The sequence below is a fragment of the Sporosarcina ureae DSM 2281 genome (assembly GCF_000425545.1).
Lineage (GTDB): Bacteria > Bacillota > Bacilli > Bacillales_A > Planococcaceae > Sporosarcina > Sporosarcina ureae.
This window is the reverse complement of the sequence record NZ_AUDQ01000006.1, coordinates 1-16,261: the sequence shown is the minus strand read 5'-3', so window position 1 is coordinate 16,261 and position 16,261 is coordinate 1. Positions and strand designations below refer to the sequence as shown.

At 43.9% G+C, this 16,261-nt stretch carries 15 protein-coding genes; 1 reads left to right on the top strand and 14 read right to left on the bottom strand.

What is annotated here, in order from left to right; translation table 11 throughout:
• Nucleotides 1-78: 78 nt before the first annotated feature.
• The 14 genes from H605_RS0107355 to H605_RS0107290 all read right to left on the bottom strand — a co-directional run bounded on the left by H605_RS0107355 (nt 79) and on the right by H605_RS0107290 (nt 13,897).
• Complete coding sequence (locus H605_RS0107355; protein ID WP_029053633.1) at nt 79-2,031, bottom strand: hypothetical protein; 1,953 nt, start codon at nt 2,029-2,031, stop codon at nt 79-81.
• 281 nt (nt 2,032-2,312) lie between these two features.
• A complete protein-coding gene (locus H605_RS0107350) occupies nt 2,313-2,543 on the bottom strand; it encodes a helix-turn-helix domain-containing protein (protein WP_029053632.1) in 231 nt (76 codons plus the stop codon).
• Between the two features lie 15 nt (nt 2,544-2,558).
• A complete protein-coding gene (locus tag H605_RS0107345) occupies nt 2,559-3,050 on the bottom strand; it encodes a DUF2975 domain-containing protein (RefSeq protein WP_029053631.1) in 492 nt (163 codons plus the stop codon).
• 330 nt (nt 3,051-3,380) lie between these two features.
• Nucleotides 3,381-3,779, bottom strand: a complete 399-nt coding sequence (locus H605_RS0107340) for a VOC family protein (RefSeq protein WP_029053630.1) — start codon at nt 3,777-3,779, stop codon at nt 3,381-3,383.
• A 41-nt stretch (nt 3,780-3,820) separates the two neighbouring features.
• Nucleotides 3,821-4,192 carry an iron chaperone gene (locus tag H605_RS0107335; protein WP_029053629.1) on the bottom strand — a complete coding sequence of 124 codons (372 nt, stop codon included), beginning with the start codon at nt 4,190-4,192 and terminating at the stop codon, nt 3,821-3,823.
• A 278-nt stretch (nt 4,193-4,470) separates the two neighbouring features.
• Nucleotides 4,471-4,881 (bottom strand): SRPBCC family protein, encoded by a 411-nt coding sequence (locus tag H605_RS0107330; RefSeq protein ID WP_029053628.1) that lies wholly within the window; start codon nt 4,879-4,881, stop codon nt 4,471-4,473.
• A gap of 3 nt (nt 4,882-4,884) precedes the next feature.
• On the bottom strand, nt 4,885-5,208 hold the full coding sequence (locus H605_RS0107325) for an ArsR/SmtB family transcription factor (protein WP_029053627.1): 324 nt from the start codon (nt 5,206-5,208) through the stop codon (nt 4,885-4,887).
• Between the two features lie 547 nt (nt 5,209-5,755).
• Nucleotides 5,756-7,300: an acyl-CoA carboxylase subunit beta gene (locus H605_RS0107320; RefSeq protein ID WP_029053626.1), complete on the bottom strand. Its 1,545-nt coding sequence runs from the start codon at nt 7,298-7,300 to the stop codon at nt 5,756-5,758.
• A 26-nt stretch (nt 7,301-7,326) separates the two neighbouring features.
• Nucleotides 7,327-8,109, bottom strand: coding sequence for an enoyl-CoA hydratase (locus tag H605_RS0107315; RefSeq protein ID WP_029053625.1), 783 nt, complete (start codon nt 8,107-8,109; stop codon nt 7,327-7,329).
• Between the two features lie 13 nt (nt 8,110-8,122).
• Nucleotides 8,123-9,028, bottom strand: a complete 906-nt coding sequence (locus H605_RS0107310) for a hydroxymethylglutaryl-CoA lyase (protein ID WP_029053624.1) — start codon at nt 9,026-9,028, stop codon at nt 8,123-8,125.
• 23 nt (nt 9,029-9,051) lie between these two features.
• Nucleotides 9,052-9,267 carry an acetyl-CoA carboxylase biotin carboxyl carrier protein subunit gene (locus tag H605_RS0107305; protein ID WP_255408324.1) on the bottom strand — a complete coding sequence of 72 codons (216 nt, stop codon included), beginning with the start codon at nt 9,265-9,267 and terminating at the stop codon, nt 9,052-9,054.
• 13 nt (nt 9,268-9,280) lie between these two features.
• Entirely contained in the window at nt 9,281-10,648 is a 1,368-nt protein-coding gene (locus H605_RS0107300) for an acetyl-CoA carboxylase biotin carboxylase subunit (RefSeq protein ID WP_029053622.1), read from the bottom strand.
• Between the two features lie 99 nt (nt 10,649-10,747).
• Nucleotides 10,748-12,715, bottom strand: coding sequence for an acetate--CoA ligase (locus H605_RS0107295; RefSeq protein ID WP_029053621.1), 1,968 nt, complete (start codon nt 12,713-12,715; stop codon nt 10,748-10,750).
• Between the two features lie 42 nt (nt 12,716-12,757).
• Entirely contained in the window at nt 12,758-13,897 is a 1,140-nt protein-coding gene (locus tag H605_RS0107290) for an acyl-CoA dehydrogenase (protein WP_029053620.1), read from the bottom strand.
• A gap of 237 nt (nt 13,898-14,134) precedes the next feature.
• Between H605_RS0107290 and H605_RS0107285 the strand changes: the two genes are divergently transcribed.
• Nucleotides 14,135-15,934, top strand: coding sequence for a helix-turn-helix domain-containing protein (locus H605_RS0107285; protein WP_029053619.1), 1,800 nt, complete (start codon nt 14,135-14,137; stop codon nt 15,932-15,934).
• Nucleotides 15,935-16,261: the final 327 nt, after the last annotated feature.

Sequence of the window (16,261 nt, the reverse complement as noted above, 5' to 3'; positions counted from 1 at the left end):
TTAAATAAACTATATACCCCTCAGGGTATATAGTCAACGAATTGATTTAGGATGCATAGTTTGTTTGAAGTTTGAGGATTAGTTCGCGAAGTCTGCAACCAGGCGTCTTAGTAGGATCATCGTTTCTCTTCTTAAGACTTGTGCCGTTTCAATTTTCAACTCAGCCTCTTTACCAAACGAGGAAGCGCGAATACTATTTACCCAATGTGTGAGGTACTCTACTACATGTACTTTATCTACATTTTCTTTCAATAGACTCGTCCCGTTTGCACTAATATAATGATAGAAACTACCGAGCGTGACATAGTGATAGTACTCTTCACTGCCGATCTCGACAGAGGTTAGTCCAGATTCAGGCATCGCTACATCTATTAAAGGCATCGTCTGTTTACCACCTCGAGTTTTAACAAGTTCATGACCGAAGAATTCTTCCACTGCCTTTACGTAATCCGCTATAATAAAAGTGGCTTTTTGACTGGATTGTTGATTTTCTGGTTGAAAGTCCTTTTCAAGTTCTCGCCACTTCGCTTCAGCTGTCGTTAAGAGTCGTCTCACTTCGTTAGATCTCAACAAACGAGGCAATTGTCTTCCCGCTTTTTCAAAGCGTTCTTTCTCTTCCTCGCCGAAAATCAGCGCACTTTGAGGATGAAGTGATGTAAAGGTCTCTTCCAACAGTGTCATAGCTTGTTTAGGATCAATTGGTTCCAAATCATATTGGTTAGCCTTTTGTATCACTGCTTCCACATCTGGGGATAAATCCTTTAAGTAAAACTCTGTCAGAAATTCATCTAATTGGATCAAGGCATCTGTAATCATAATTTCACGGTATTCGATTCCTTCGTCAGGTACCAATGATAGAACTCGGTTTCTTAACTTCATGCCTTCATTGCCCAATTCCCAGCCAATCAATAAGTTCAAAGCTGGTTCTTTTACATTGCCTTCTTCTGAAGTTAATGTTTTATCTGCCTTATAAAAACATATCATTGCGTTCAGTAAATTTCTTAATATAGCATCTTGATCTTCAAACGGTAATTCAGAAAAATTCGCTGTACACATTTCTTCAATTTCACATTCGTAAAAGAAAAAATTGAAATCGGCCTGGATAAAGGAATCTTCATTGATCTTCCCGCCATGGTGCTCTTCAATTACGTTCTTCATCCGTAATATGTATTCGGAAATCTTCGTTAACTGGGAAACGATATCTCCTTTATACTTCTCAATGCGATATTGAACTGTTCGCATATCACCGTGCAGAACATGTACCGCGTGATAATCATAGGCGAACTTAGAAAGATTCACCAAGCTAATGACAGTTGGTATATCATTTAGATCGAATAGATCTTTGAATGTGATATAGAATTCCAGACCAACACTGTGCATCTCCTTGTACTTCATCATATGAATCAAACGTTTACAAAAACTTCGCTTCGTTGCAAAGTCGATCAATGTATCGTTATGCACAACTTGTAAAAATAGGTCATACAGATTCATGATAGTCTTTTTCGTTACGCTCTCCAAAATATCGGGATCGCGTGTTTTATCCATTAGTACACTAAGTTCATTGAAATACCTCACAAGTGTCTGCATATGATCAGCACGTGTGTTATTCAATGTTGCACATAACGGATATATTTTAAGATTGAATAGCTGCCAGGATTCGGCCACATATCCTTCATTATTGAAGAAATAGAACCAAAGATGGTACCGCCAATCACCTTTGGCTTTAGTATCCTGATCTAGCTCAAACGGATCAAATTCTTCCCCATAAGCTAGCGCTAGTAATGTTTCATTATATTGGCTCGCTAAAGTAATTTCACTGCCATACAAGTCAGATAGTTCTACAAGCAATGCGTATCGTTCATCATCCCGGCACTCGTTAATCACTTTCGTAAACGAAGGATGGTCGATGACATGACAAACATCCAAGTGACGCCCTTTCAGCAACCACTGACGCAACATATAATCCAAAAATTCTTCCGAATCCAAATAAGCCCCAAAATGTCGGGCTGAAAACTCCTGATAAATATCCAAACTAATTCCCCCTTAACATCTGACAACGTGTTGATCTGTACGAATAACAAACTCTATCCTAGAAATAATAAAGTTTAGACTATCCCTATCATATCGCGATTACCCTTTTTTCTCTACTAGAAATCGCTGGTTCAAATAAGGACCTTCAACAGTTTAATACATTCATTTTGTTATAGACAAAAATATAGAGCATTCCATATTTCACGGATATGCTCTATATCTTTAAGTTATTAATTATCACTTATTGAATTAAAGGCCTGGCAATTGAAGAAATTTGTTTTCTAATCTACTGTACTTACAGTGTCTTCATCCATTTTATATTCTAATATATCTCCAGGCTGACACTCTAAAGCCTTACAAATCGCATCCAAAGTCGAAAGGCGAATCGCTTTCGCCTTTCCGTTTTTCAGTATGGAAATGTTCGCCATTGTAATTCCAACTCGCTCGGAAAGTTCTGTAACACTCATTTTCCTTTTAGCCAACATTACATCAATATTGATGACAATTACCATGTTATTCACCTCAGCTCAGACTATTAAATCATTTTCCTCTTTTATATCTATAGCTTCTTTTAAAAGCCTTTGGAGAACAGCAGCAAAGACCGCAATCACCATGGAAGCAAAAATAGGTATCATTCCGATTATTACCACACCTGGGGCATCATCTATCTCTGCCATAATAAAGACGAATGGAAGGGCTACTACATACAAGCCACTGATTGTGATCGCACAGTATTTAATTTTCTTTAAAGCCCTAACAGATAACTCGGAGAAAGCTTGATTTTTGTCAATAAAACTTAATAGGTTAAAGGTTTGATACAATGCGAAATAAAATGGGATCACTGAAATATACATGACTAGTAAAATACTATTCACCACATATGCAAACTCCCAACCTCTTCCTGCTGCTTTACTTGCTTCACTTGCAATTTGTGGCAATAAAAATATGCATAAAGCTAGAACTGGAATTCCGATTAATACGACGGCTATCTTTAAAAATAGTGTTGTTCCTCGTTTCATAAAAAGCACCTCGCTTAACTTCTATATTGTAGATTTTACTTTAACACGTGATTTATCGAATATCAATAAATATATGTTGGTTACCAATATATAAATCTTGCTAATTTTACATAAATGCCTTCTCACCATAGACAAAAAATCTGGAAACCCCACCTACTTCATGAAGCTTTAATAATACCGTTGATTCAACAAAAACGCTGACTTCATTTATATCTTATAAATGAAGTCAGCGTTTTACTGTTTATTATGTCTTTGAAAATAAGAAAGAGCACTCATACTTTTAGTTAAGCACCCGATTGTTAAATATCTCACACCCCACTTGCAACTGAATTACTCTGGTAAATTCAACTGCCAAGAGATCCCGAACTGGTCATTCAGCCATCCGAATTTTTTACTGAACCCATAGTTGTTTATAGGCATGAGTGCCGTACCATTTTGCATCATTTTTTCATACAGGCTATCAATTTCCTCTTCGGTATCACATGTTAGATAAATAGAAAAAGATGGTGTAAACGTAAACTCGTGATCAATATGGCTGTCTATACACATGAACTCCTGTCCCTTTAATGAGAACACCGCTTGAATAACTGTACCTTCTTTACCAGGTCCCTCAGCTCCATAACGAGTAATGCTTTTAATTTCTGAATCTTCGATGAGAGAGGTGTAGTATTTCATAGCTTCTTCCGCTGTACCGCCTTGAAACATTAAAAATGGTTTTACGTCCTTCACATTTAACTTCCCTTTCTTTATATAAACTTTATTTTTCTGTTCTATTTCCGCCAAAAACTCTTATAGTCTGCTTTATCTTGAATATTAAATTCAATAATTTTCTTAAGCAATTCGTAATTGATCGGCTCATTCCACTGAATTCTAAACAAACCTTTAGTAGCGCTGTAGCCGAGTTGTGCAATATCACCTGCAAAGTTCGCAATCCCTGCCGGTTCGGGTGAAACGCTTAAATGATGCTTAGCTGTGGAAAAACCAATAATAAATGTGCCATCATTAGAAAACATTGGTGTATTCCATTTGATTATTGGTTCCAAATTAGGAAATTCATTAGCAACCCACTTCAAAACTTCCTCCGTCCGGTCACGATGTTCGGGATGATCGATACTTGCTAGATATTTTGAAAAAACCATTATGTAACCCCCTCCTAAGATAAATCACTAATCGTTTATAACAACCTCATTCCTTGTATTTAGGTAAGTTACACCTATCGATGCTTGGTCGGCAATGCCATCAAGTTCATCTTTAAATAGAAATGATAAATTGCTATCCAAATAGAGTCAATCTATGATCTCCTTTTTCCTTACATTGTAAAACAGAACACTAATTGGCGAATAAAACCATTTAGTGTGCTGTTTATCGTTACTTATTATACGCTACTTGGGCTTGTTCTGTTAGCTAAAGCCACATGCAATCATTGTTCTACTATTTTTTTAAGTTGCTCTCCAAAATTCATCCAACTATATTTTGCTCCTTCAATTGCTCCTTTGGTTGCTTTTGTTTCTTCACTGAAACCAGTTTGTTCAAAATACACATGTGTAGCACCATCTGTTTCTGTTGATAATGTCCATGTAATCGTAGTAGTTTCTCCGGCACTTGCCCAAGTGTACGTTAGTATATGAGGTTCCTCTACTTCCAGCACTTCACCATTAACGACTCCATCCCACCATTCATTTGGCTCAGAACGAAATTGAAATTTTTCTCCTATCACTGGTGCAAAGTCATTTTTCCATATCCATGTTGCCAGTATCTCTGAGTCTGTTAATGCCTTCCACACTTGCTCAATTGAACTTGAAAATTGAAAATCTAATGTTACATCTGCCATTCTCTATTCCTCCAATAACACTTTATTAAGTTGTGACACTTTTCCCATCCAAAAATTTTCGTAAAACGTTACCCAGTCTTTAATTTCTTGCAAAGGAGCTGCATGTATTCGATACCTTGTTTCCCTTCCAACTTTACGAACAGTAACTAGGCCAGCCTCTTTAAGAATAGCCAAATGTTTAGATATTGCAGTACGCCCCATTTGAAATTTCGAAGTTAGTTCGTACAAAGGTAATTCATCTGCTTCTGCCAACAAATGTAGCAATTTACGTCTTGTTGGATCAGCGATGGCTACATAAATATCACGTTCATGTTTTTTATCGCTCATAACCTCCCACCTCGCAATAGGACACCCTTTAGTGTCTTCAACTTATGACACTGGCCAGTGTCGTGTCAATGTTTATTCTTGGCATAATTGGCATCGCTTTATTCACTTACCTATAATTAAATTCTCATTCAATCTTTTCTGTTAGAATAATTCTTTATCTTTCTGTGTTTTTACTATTAATTACAAAATATTTACTTCAAATTAAGTAAGGCGAAGTCTTTAGTCAGAAAGTGTTCGATTGCGAAATAAATTTATCGACTCAGATAGGGTATGAAATTATGAAATTATGAAATTCATTCGTTTATGAAATAAATTTAGAAAAGGAAATAGGCAAAGAATTTGCATGATTTTTTATGAAATGCTTTGGTATTTCAGTGTTACTATTTGAATTCTTACATAAAAAGCACGGTCTACATTGATTTAACAATGTAGACCGTACTTTTTTAATTCGTATCTAGATTTTACTTTATGACGTCCTAAGAGGACATGAAAAAATGCAATAGTAGCGATAGTTGACTATTTAATTAAAAGTCCCTGTCACCTTCTATCACACCGGATAAACCGGATGCTTGCGGTCTGTAAACTGGATATATTTCGTCGCATACGCTTCGTATCGCGTAATCAGCTCATCGCGCAGTGAGTCTGCCGGGATGATGCCATCGATAATCATTTCGGAAGCTAAACGGTAAATGTCGATATCTTCTCTGTATTCGTTACGCTTCTCTTCAATATAAGCTGCGCGCTCTTGCTCAGGCAGCGCGGCGATTTTATTCGCGTAGACTGCGTTGATAGCTGCGTCCGGCCCCATGACCGCGATGGAAGCGGTTGGTAGCGCTAAACACGCGTCCGGTTCAAATGCCGGACCTGCCATAGCGTACAACCCTGCGCCATACGCTTTACGGACGATGACGGAAATTTTCGGCACTGTCGCTTCAGACATCGCAGAAATCATTTTCGCGCCGTGGCGTATGATGCCTGCACGTTCAACTTTTGTACCGATCATGAATCCAGGCACGTCGACTAAGAACAGCAGCGGAATGTGGAATGCATCGCAAAGGTTGATAAACTTTGCCGATTTGTCGGCAGAGTCGTGGAATAGCACGCCACCTTTCACACGTGGTTGGTTCGCGATAATGCCGACCGCTTTTCCATCGATGCGTGCAAGGCCAGTAATGAGCTCGCCTGCAAATAGTTTCTTTATTTCAAAAAATGAATCTTCATCGATAATCCCTTTGATCAAGTCGTGCATATTAAACGGAGCGTTTTCGTTTTTCGGAATAATTTCTTCCAGTGCCTTCTCCAGCTGTTTTGGCTCCACTGCATCACGTACAGGCGGCTTTTCCGAGAAGTTTGCTGGGAAATATGATAAATATCTTCGCGCTGCTGCGATTGCATCTTCTTCGCTTTTCGCGAGCACATCGCCGCATCCTGAAGTTGAGCAGTGCATGCGCGCTCCGCCCATTTCCTCTAGCGTTACTTTTTCTCCGATAACCATTTCCGCCATGCGCGGTGATCCAAGGTACATCGAAGCGTTTTTGTCGACCATGATGACGATATCGCAAAACGCCGGAATATACGCGCCGCCAGCAGCAGACGGTCCGAACAAGACACAGATTTGTGGAATCCGGCCGGATAATTTCACTTGATTGTAGAAAATTCTACCTGCACCACGGCGACCCGGGAACATTTCGACTTGATCCGTAATCCGCGCGCCTGCTGAATCAACTAAGTAAACGAGCGGCACATTCAATTTTTCAGCGGTTTCCTGAATGCGAATAATTTTTTCCACTGTCCGCGCGCCCCATGAGCCTGCTTTGATTGTAGAATCATTCGCCATGACGCAAACAACTTGGCCGTTAATCTTCCCCATACCTGTTACAACACCGTCAGCAGGAAGATCGCCCGCCATGCAGTTCGCAAATTGGCCATCTTCGATTTCAAGATCTGAATCGAATAATAATTTCAAGCGGTCCCGGACGAACATTTTCCCTTGGTCCGCATTTTTCTCATGGTATTTCGGCGCGCCACCTTTTTTTATCTGCTCTACTCTTTCATTCAATGCTTGCTGCAAAGATTTCGTATCTGTTGTCATCGTCCTGCCTCCCTTATAGTCATTTATCATTCGCCAGTATATACAGGCTTGCGTTTTTCCTTAAATGCCTGCAGTCCTTCGAGCCGGTCTTTTGAAGGAATCGTCACTTCATAGGCGTTCTGTTCGATTGCGAGCCCCGTCTGCAGTTCGACGTCATAGCCATGGTCAATCGCGAACTTCGCCTGCGTGACAGCAAGCGGGCTGTTCGCTGCGATTTGTCCAGCGACAGCAAACGCTTTATCCCTCAGCTGATCAGGCGCCACAATGTACTCAGCGAGCCCGATGTCCAAAGCTTCTGCCGCTTCGACTCTACGCGCTGTGAAAATAATCTCTTTCGCCCGTCCTTTGCCAATCAATCTCGGCAGACGCTGCGTACCGCCAGCTCCCGGAATAATGCCAAGCGAAGTTTCCGTCAATCCGAACTTTGCTGTCTCTGCAGCAATGCGGATGTCGCATGCCAGCGCCAGTTCTGTTCCGCCGCCGAGCGCAACGCCGTTGACTGCGGCGATGACCGGCTGCGGCAGTAATTCAATACCGTTAATCGTCTCCCTGATTAATGAAACCGTCTTGCGCACATCGACCGGATTCATTCCTGCGCGTTCTTTTAAATCAGCGCCCGCACAAAAAGCTTTTTCACCGGCGCCTGTTAGAATAACTGCGCGTATTTCCCGGTCGTAACGGCATTCCTGCAACGCATCGTAAAGCCCTTGTAGCATCTCGACCGACAATGCATTTGCCGCTTCTGGACGATTCAATACGATGATCGCAATTCCGTCGCCGCGCTTCTCTAGCATCACTTGATTCCCCATATACTCACGTCCTTCACTGATCATGCGCACCGGCAGCCTGCAAGTTTTTACTTGGAAGCGACTGGCCGATTTTTTCTTGAATAAACGCGGATGCCGCTAAAATCTTTTCTTCATCGACGCCGGTATGAATGCCCATGCCATGCAACATATACAATAGATCTTCTGTCACCGCGTTGCCTGAAGCACCCGGTGCGTACGGACAGCCACCGAGCCCGCCAGCTGAACTGTCGAATACCGTAATGCCCATATCAAGCGACGCCAGGACATTCGCTAAAGCCATCCCGCGCGTGTCATGGAAATGCATCGCCAATTTGTCTGACGGAAAACGTTTCAATAGCAGGTCAAGCACTTCCTGGACTTGCCGCGGATTCGCAACGCCGATCGTATCGCCTAGCGACAATTCGTCAATGCCCATATCAAACAACGAATCCGCCACGCGGACGACCGCTTCCGTATTGACCACACCTTCGTACGGACAGCCGAACACTGTAGACACATAACCTCTCGTCTTCTTGCCCGCCGCATTCGCGTCTTGGACAATTTCTTTTAATACAGGCAGTGTATCCGGAATCGTTTTATTAATATTTTTCAAATTATGCGTTTCGCTCGCCGACATGAACACCGCCGCTTCATCGATATCTGCCGCAAAGGCCCGTTCAAGCCCTTGGCGGTTCGGGACGAGCGCCGAGTAAGAGACGCCCGGCTCCCGCTTAATGCCCGCCATCACATCAACTGCGTCCGCAAGTGCCGGAATCCATTTCGGATTGACGAAAGACGTCACTTCAATCGATGTCAGGCCGCTTTTAGACAGCTCATTAATCCAAGCAATTTTGTCATCGGTCGGAATGAAGATTTTTTCGTTCTGGAGTCCGTCGCGCGGTCCAACTTCTTTAATCGTAATCGTTTCAGGCCATTTCATCGTTTCATCTCCTTCTACAGGAATTATTCAATGACTGCGATGACGTCTCCTTCGTTGACGAATTCGCCTTCGTTCACTTTTACTTCTTTTACGACTCCGTCAAAATCAGTAGCAATCGGTATTTCCATTTTCATCGATTCCAAGATGGCGATGTCTTGATCTTCTTCTACTTCGTCTCCTGCTTTCACGAGTACTTTCCAAACGCTTCCTGCCATGCTTGCTGTAATTTCTGTCATAATAATTCCTCCAGAGTCATTTCGTCTGTTTTTGTTTTTTCTTTTTCTTCGTCAAGTATTTTTCCACGAATTCCGTCGTCGTATCCCCAAAACGGAATGCTTCATGCGCTGCTACTTCCTGGAGCATCGGGATATTCGTCTTGATGCCTTCAATATGGTAGTTTGATAGCGCTTCTTGCAGCCGGTCGATTGCTTCATCGCGGTCTTTACCTTTAACGACGAGTTTCGCGATCATCGGGTCGTAAAACGGTGTGACGACCGAATCGCCGTGAACTGCCAATTCGTGGCGGATGCCCGGTCCTTCCGGCAGCTCCAGTTTCGTGATCGTTCCAGGTGAAGGGAAAAATGTTTTCGGATCTTCTGCGTAAATCCGCACTTCAATTGCGTGTCCGTCGCGTTTGACGTCTTCTTGCGCAAATGACAGTGTTCTCCCCGCTGCGATATCAAGCTGCTCCTTCACTAAGTCAAGCCCCGTAATCTCTTCCGTAATCGGGTGCTCAACTTGCAGCCGTGTATTCATTTCAAGAAAGTAGAAGTTTTGATCTGCGTCGACTAAAAACTCGATCGTGCCGGCGTTTTTATAACCGATGGACTTCGCCGCTTTAACCGCCGCTTCGCCCATTTTTCTTCGTGTCTCTTCTGAAATGAATGAAGACGGCGCTTCTTCTACGACTTTTTGGTGGCGGCGCTGGATTGAGCATTCGCGCTCCCATAAGTACACTGTATTTCCTTCATTGTCCGCTAAAATTTGGATTTCGATATGGCGCGGTTTTTCAACGAATTTTTCAATATACATCGCGCCGTCGCCGAAGAAATCAGTCGCTCGTTTTTGATTGCCTTCGAACGCTTTGCGGATTTCGTCGGCGCTGTAGACGACTTGCATCCCGATTCCGCCGCCTCCTGCAGACGCCTTCAACATAACCGGATAGCCGATGCTTTCCGCCGCTTCGATCGCATCTTCCGCGTCTGCAAGCGAACGGGTAACACCCGGCACGACCGGAACACCGGCTTTTTCCATCGCCTTGCGTGACGCAATTTTGCTACCCATTTCTGAAATGACTTCAGGCGAAGGCCCGATGAACACGAATCCTTCTTCCTCACAGCGGCGCGCAAATTCGGCATTTTCAGATAGCAGACCATAGCCTGGGTGAATCGCTTGTGCTTTCGACTGATGCGCTGCTTCGAAAATTTTATCAATTTTCATATAACTTTCCGTTACTCGCGGTCCGCCGAGCAAATATGCTTCATCCGCCTGTTTGACATGGACAGCTTCCGCATCCGCTTCCGAATAGACACCGACCGTTTTAATGCCGAGCGCTCTGCACGTACGTATGACTCGAGCCGCTATTTCCCCGCGGTTCGCAATTAATATCTTTTTAAACATGATGTACACCCTTTCTATTTATCATGTAATCAAGCATTCGTGGGCTTCATTTTAGGTAAAGAGGAAGCCGGAAGCATAAAGACCGGCTCCGCTGTCCATTTATTTGCCCACAGTTTTCGCTTCCATGACGCTCTGAAGTTCTGCAACTGTCGACGGATCTTCAAGCCCCGTCACATCACCTGCGACATTGCCTGTCGTAACGATTTCTTTAATCAGGCGGCGCATAATTTTTCCACTCACCGTTTTCGGCAAAGAGTCGGTTATGACGATTTCTTTCGGCTGGGCAATTTTTCCGATCTGGCGGATGATGTTTTCTTGAATCCGCTCTACTACTTCTTGCCCGTCAGCTGCATCTTCAGAAAGGCAGACGAAAACTAGAGGCACTTCTCCTTTAATTTCATCCGGCACGCCAATGACCGCGCATTCCGCTACGCCTGCACTTTCGAGCACAGCGCTTTCCATTTCCATTGTGCTTAAACGGTGGCCGGCGACGTTGAACGCATCGTCGGAACGGCCGACTACCCAAATATAGCCGTCTTCGTCGATTAGCGCGAGATCGCTTGCGTAGTAGCTGTCGTCGACTTGGCTGTAGTATGAACCGTAGTAACGTTCCGGCTCTCTCCAAATCGTTCGGCACAGCATCGGAAACGGCTTTTTAATGATTAAGTTACCGAGCTGCCCGGCTTTCACGGGTTCGCCGGCTTCATTAACGACATCGAACACCGCGCCTATAAACGGCTTGCCGGAAGAGCCCGGTTTCATCGGCGTCAGCCATGCTGCTCCTGCAATTGGCGAGCCGGCTGTTTCGGTCTGCCCCCAAGTGTTGTTAATATAGACTTTTTTCTTGCCGAGCACTTCATATGTCCAGTGCCACGTCTCCGCATCGAACGGCTCGCCGACGAGTGCGATCACGTCAAGGCATGATAAGTCAAACTGCTCGATCGGCTTCTCGCCCATGCTTTTCAACATGCGCAGCGCAGTCGGAGCGGTAAATAATTTATTGACACGGTATTTTTCAATGATTTGATAAAAACGTGTTTTCTCGGGATAATCGATTGCCCCTTCGCAAATGACTGTTGTGACGCCGTTCGCAAGAGATCCGACGATGCCCCAAATATGCATCGTCAGCCAGCCGATATCCGCCGTGCACCAAAATACGTCGTCTTCGCGATGGTCGAGATGGTATTTTGCGTAGACATAGTTCTGCACGACGAATGCCGTCCCTGAATGCACGATCCCTTTCGGCTTGCCCGTCGTGCCGCTCGTATAGAAAACGATGCCGCTTTCATTCGCTTCAAGTCGCTCCGGTTCGCAATGGATGCTCGCTTTTTCCGTCAGCTCATGCCACCAGTAATCGCGGCCTTCCTGCATATCGATATCGATTCCCATGCGATTGACGACGATGATCGCTTCAACTGAAGAAGTAGACGGCACCACTTGATCGACTTTTTCTTTCAAACGGATTTCTTTGCCGCGGCGAACTGTCGCATCCGCTGTGATGATGATTTTCGGTTCAAAGCTTTCCAGCCGATCGGACAAAGAGCGCTCGGAATAGCCCGAAAAGACTGCGTTATAAATCGCCCCGACACGGAAACACGCGAGCACCGCTATGACCGCTTCCGCCAAGTTTGGCAGATAAATCGCGACACAATCGCCTTTTTTCACGCCGAACGACCGAAGCACATTGGAAAAACGGTTCACTTCCGCAAGAAGCATCGAATACGTGTAAAACTTCGAATCGCCGTTCTCGCTTTCCCAAATGAGCGCCGTCCGGTTACCGGCACCGTTATGTATATGCCGGTCGAGTAGGTTGATGCTCGGATTTGTAATGCCGTCAACGAAAAACTTGAAGTCAGGGAGCGTGCCTCTGATCGTCTCTGTCCACGGTTCATACCATTCGAGCTCACGGGCCTGCTGATCCCAAAATGCAGCCGGATCTTCCTGGGACTGCCGGAGAAGTTCTTGGAAAGCTTCTGCGCTGCCGATCGAAGTCGAGCGCGCCTTTTCTTCACTAGGATAAATAAGTTTACTATTCGCCGCTACTTGTAAAACTCGTTCACTATCCATTCAATCGCCCCTTTGTCAATTCGTTGAAAATCCTTTCAAAAATCAGCAGCCGATTTGTTTCGCAATGACCATTCGCTGTACTTCGGACGTGCCTTCGCCAATTTCTAAAAGTTTCGCATCGCGGAAGAAACGCTCGACTTGGTATTCTTTAATATAGCCGTAGCCGCCGTGAATCTGCACTGCTTGATCGCAGACGCGCATGCACATTTCAGATGCGAATAATTTCGCAAACGCCGCTTCTTTTTTGAATGGGCGGCCTTGATCTTTCAGCCACGCTGCTTTATACACCATATTGCGTGACAGTTCGATATTCATCGCCATATCCGCAAGTTTGAACTGAATCGCTTGGAAGTTTGAAATGCTTCTGCCGAACTGCTTTCGCTCCTGCGCGTAATTCAGTGCCTTTTCGTACGCTCCCTGCGCTAAACCAACAGCCATCGCACCGATGCCAATCCGTCCGCCGTCAAGCGTTGCCAAAAATTGTTTGTAACCGTTTCCAATTTCACCAAGAAGATTTTCTTTCGGTACACGGACATTTTCCAAAATCAATTCCGTTGTATTAGAAGAATGAAGTCCCATTTTTTCGTAGTTTGCAATGACCGTAAACCCTGGTGTATCAGTCGGCACGATAAACGCGCTGATGCCGTTCGTTCCTTTCGAGCGGTCTGTAATCGCTGTCACCGCAAGATGTTTCGCATAGCTCGCATTCGTAATGAAACATTTCGAACCGTTAATAACCCACTCATCGCCTTCAAGAACAGCTGTCGTTTCTGTACCGCCCGCATCTGACCCTGCATTTGGCTCCGTCAATCCAAAGGCCCCGAACGATTCGCCCGTACAAATCGGCGTAAGATATTTCTCTTTCTGCTCCGGTGTGCCGAATAAATGAAGCGGCGCTCCGCCAAGTGAAATATGCGCAGAATACGTGATGCCTGTTGACGCGCAAACACGACTTAATTCTTCTGTGACGATCGCAAAACTCGTTGTATCCGCTCCTCCACCGCCGTACTCTTCCGAGAAAGGCAACCCCATCAAGCCGAGCTCCGAAAACTTTTCAAAAATCTCTTTCGGGAATTCCCCTGTACGATCGCGCTCATCCGCACCCGGCGCCACTTCCGCTTCCGCAAATTCGCGAACCAGCTTGCGCACCATTTGTTGTTCATCCGTCAAATCAAAATTCATATCCAATACCCTCCATTCTTCTTTTACATTCCGTCATTGCCGTATATCATTCTATCAACACTCAGATTGCAAACGCTTTCATATATACGTATACTTTCAACATACCCGCTTTCATTTTATTCCCAATTCACTTATAATTATAAACAATAAAGAAATCTATTCCATGTGTGATTTTCCGAAAGAATTTGTGTGTTTTACACAAAAACACAAAATACTATAGAGTGAGGATGGTAGATTATGCAGGACACTTTAACTCGCCGGCAGCTCAAATCTCTTGTACATGTTTCCACTGTCATTAACTCTTCATTAGATATTGAAACGATTTTCGATTTGATTATTGATGAAGCAATTTCCGCTGTAGACGCAGCAGGAGGCGGTTCGATTTGGGTTTTCGACCAGCAGAAACAGCGCCTGATGGCCAAATCCGCTCATGGTTTGTTTTATCCACAAATCTTTAAATCGATTGAATTAAGCAGCGGTGAATCCATGACGGGCATGACGTTTCAAGCGGAAAAAGGGTTGGTGTTTAAAAATGAAGAAGAAATCAAACAGGCGCTCGATACACTCACTCCTTGCAACCGGACGTTGCTCGATGAATCTATTTCAAATAATTTTCATTTCACTTCAGTCATTTCATCACCGATTATATTGAAAGGAACGTGCATCGGTGTCATTACGCTTGATTCATTTGATAAATCGCTTCATTTCAAAAAAGAAGATATGCAGTTGTTAGATGCGATCGCCCAACAAGCCGCCATCGCGCTCGAAAAATCGAATATTTATCATAACGAGAAAAAGACTGTCCAGCTGCTGTCCCGCTCGATCGAAACGCAGCGCAATATCGCCAATCTCGTCGTCAACGGAGAAGGAATCCAGTCCATTATTGACTATATTTACAAAACTATCGGCGAGCATATTTTCTTATTCGATGAGACAGGCGAACTGACCGCTTCTGCCTGTCGCGCGCCTGTTTCAGAAGAGATGAAAAGCGAACTTTTACGCTTTGAGAAACAGAACGACCAGTCGCTCAACAGCCCGTATAGCGTCTCTAATATCACGATAGGCCTCGAAAACTATCAATTCATCGCGCTACCGCTACAATCGAAAATGAAGCCACTTGGTTCGCTCATCATTGTCTCAAAAGACCCAATTGGAGAAGACGGAATCAACGCGCTAGAACACATCTGCACGGTCATCATGCTCGAGCTCGTCAAAGAACAAGCTGTCTACGAAACACAGCAGCGTCTGCAGGGTGAATTCATGACAAAAATTTTATCCGGCCAGGCAATCGATGAAACATTAATGAAGCAGGCAAAAAAACTACAATTTGACTTGAACCGCAACTACATCGCTGTCAGCGTCAGCGTCGAAAACAAAGACAAATTGCAGCGCGGAGCTATAAGCGAAAACGTCATCAACAACCTGCTCCATATGGCGAATAAATATTTCCTGGGAAAGAACTCGCAAGGTGCCGCGCTCATCGATCAAAACAAGCTCGCCGCCTTATTCTCTTACCCTGCCAAACTGCAGGCAGCAAACCAGGCAGGCAGCATTAAACAACTCGCCTTGCACTTGCAGCAGGAAATTGAAAAAACATACAACGAACTCGACATCACCATCGGCATCGGCAGAATGAAACCAAACCTCGCCGCCGCCCACGAATCATTCAAAGAAGCTGAAAAATGCATCACATTCATGAAAAACTACCAATTCGAAGAACGCGCCCTGTCCTACACAGACCTCGGCATCCAACGCTTCATCTTACGGAATTCAGAAGAAGAGCTGCTCGATTTCGTCCATGAAGTCATCGGCCCGCTCATTCAATACGAACAAGCCCGAAAAGGAGACTTGCTGCAAACACTACTTACCTATTTGCGTCAAAACCAAAACATCAAACGAACTGCCGTTGCCCTTCACGTCCACACGAACACGCTGAACTATCGCCTGAAACGGATTGAAGAAATTCTTTCAACCGACCTGACAGATGGCCAGCAATTATTTAACATTCAGCTGGCCGGGAATATTTACCACTTGTAAACGTTAAACTAGATTCAACAGCTTTCAACAAATAAGAATCAACAGTTTTCCACAAAAAAATCTACTTTCTATATACTGAAGCTAGTCTATAGAAAGAGAGGTATAGGAAGTGGAAAAGTGGATGGTTTACAATGAAATACATAGATTGCGTAAAGAAGGATTCTCTAACAGTGCAATCTCCAGAAAGCTCAAAATTTCTAGAAATAGGGTGATTGATTATGGGAAAATGAAACCAGATGAATTCTTCAAATTCACATTGTCTTTACAGACTAGAAGTAAGAAGTTAGATCCCTATCGAGATCAAATACTTGAATGGTTAAAGGAGCA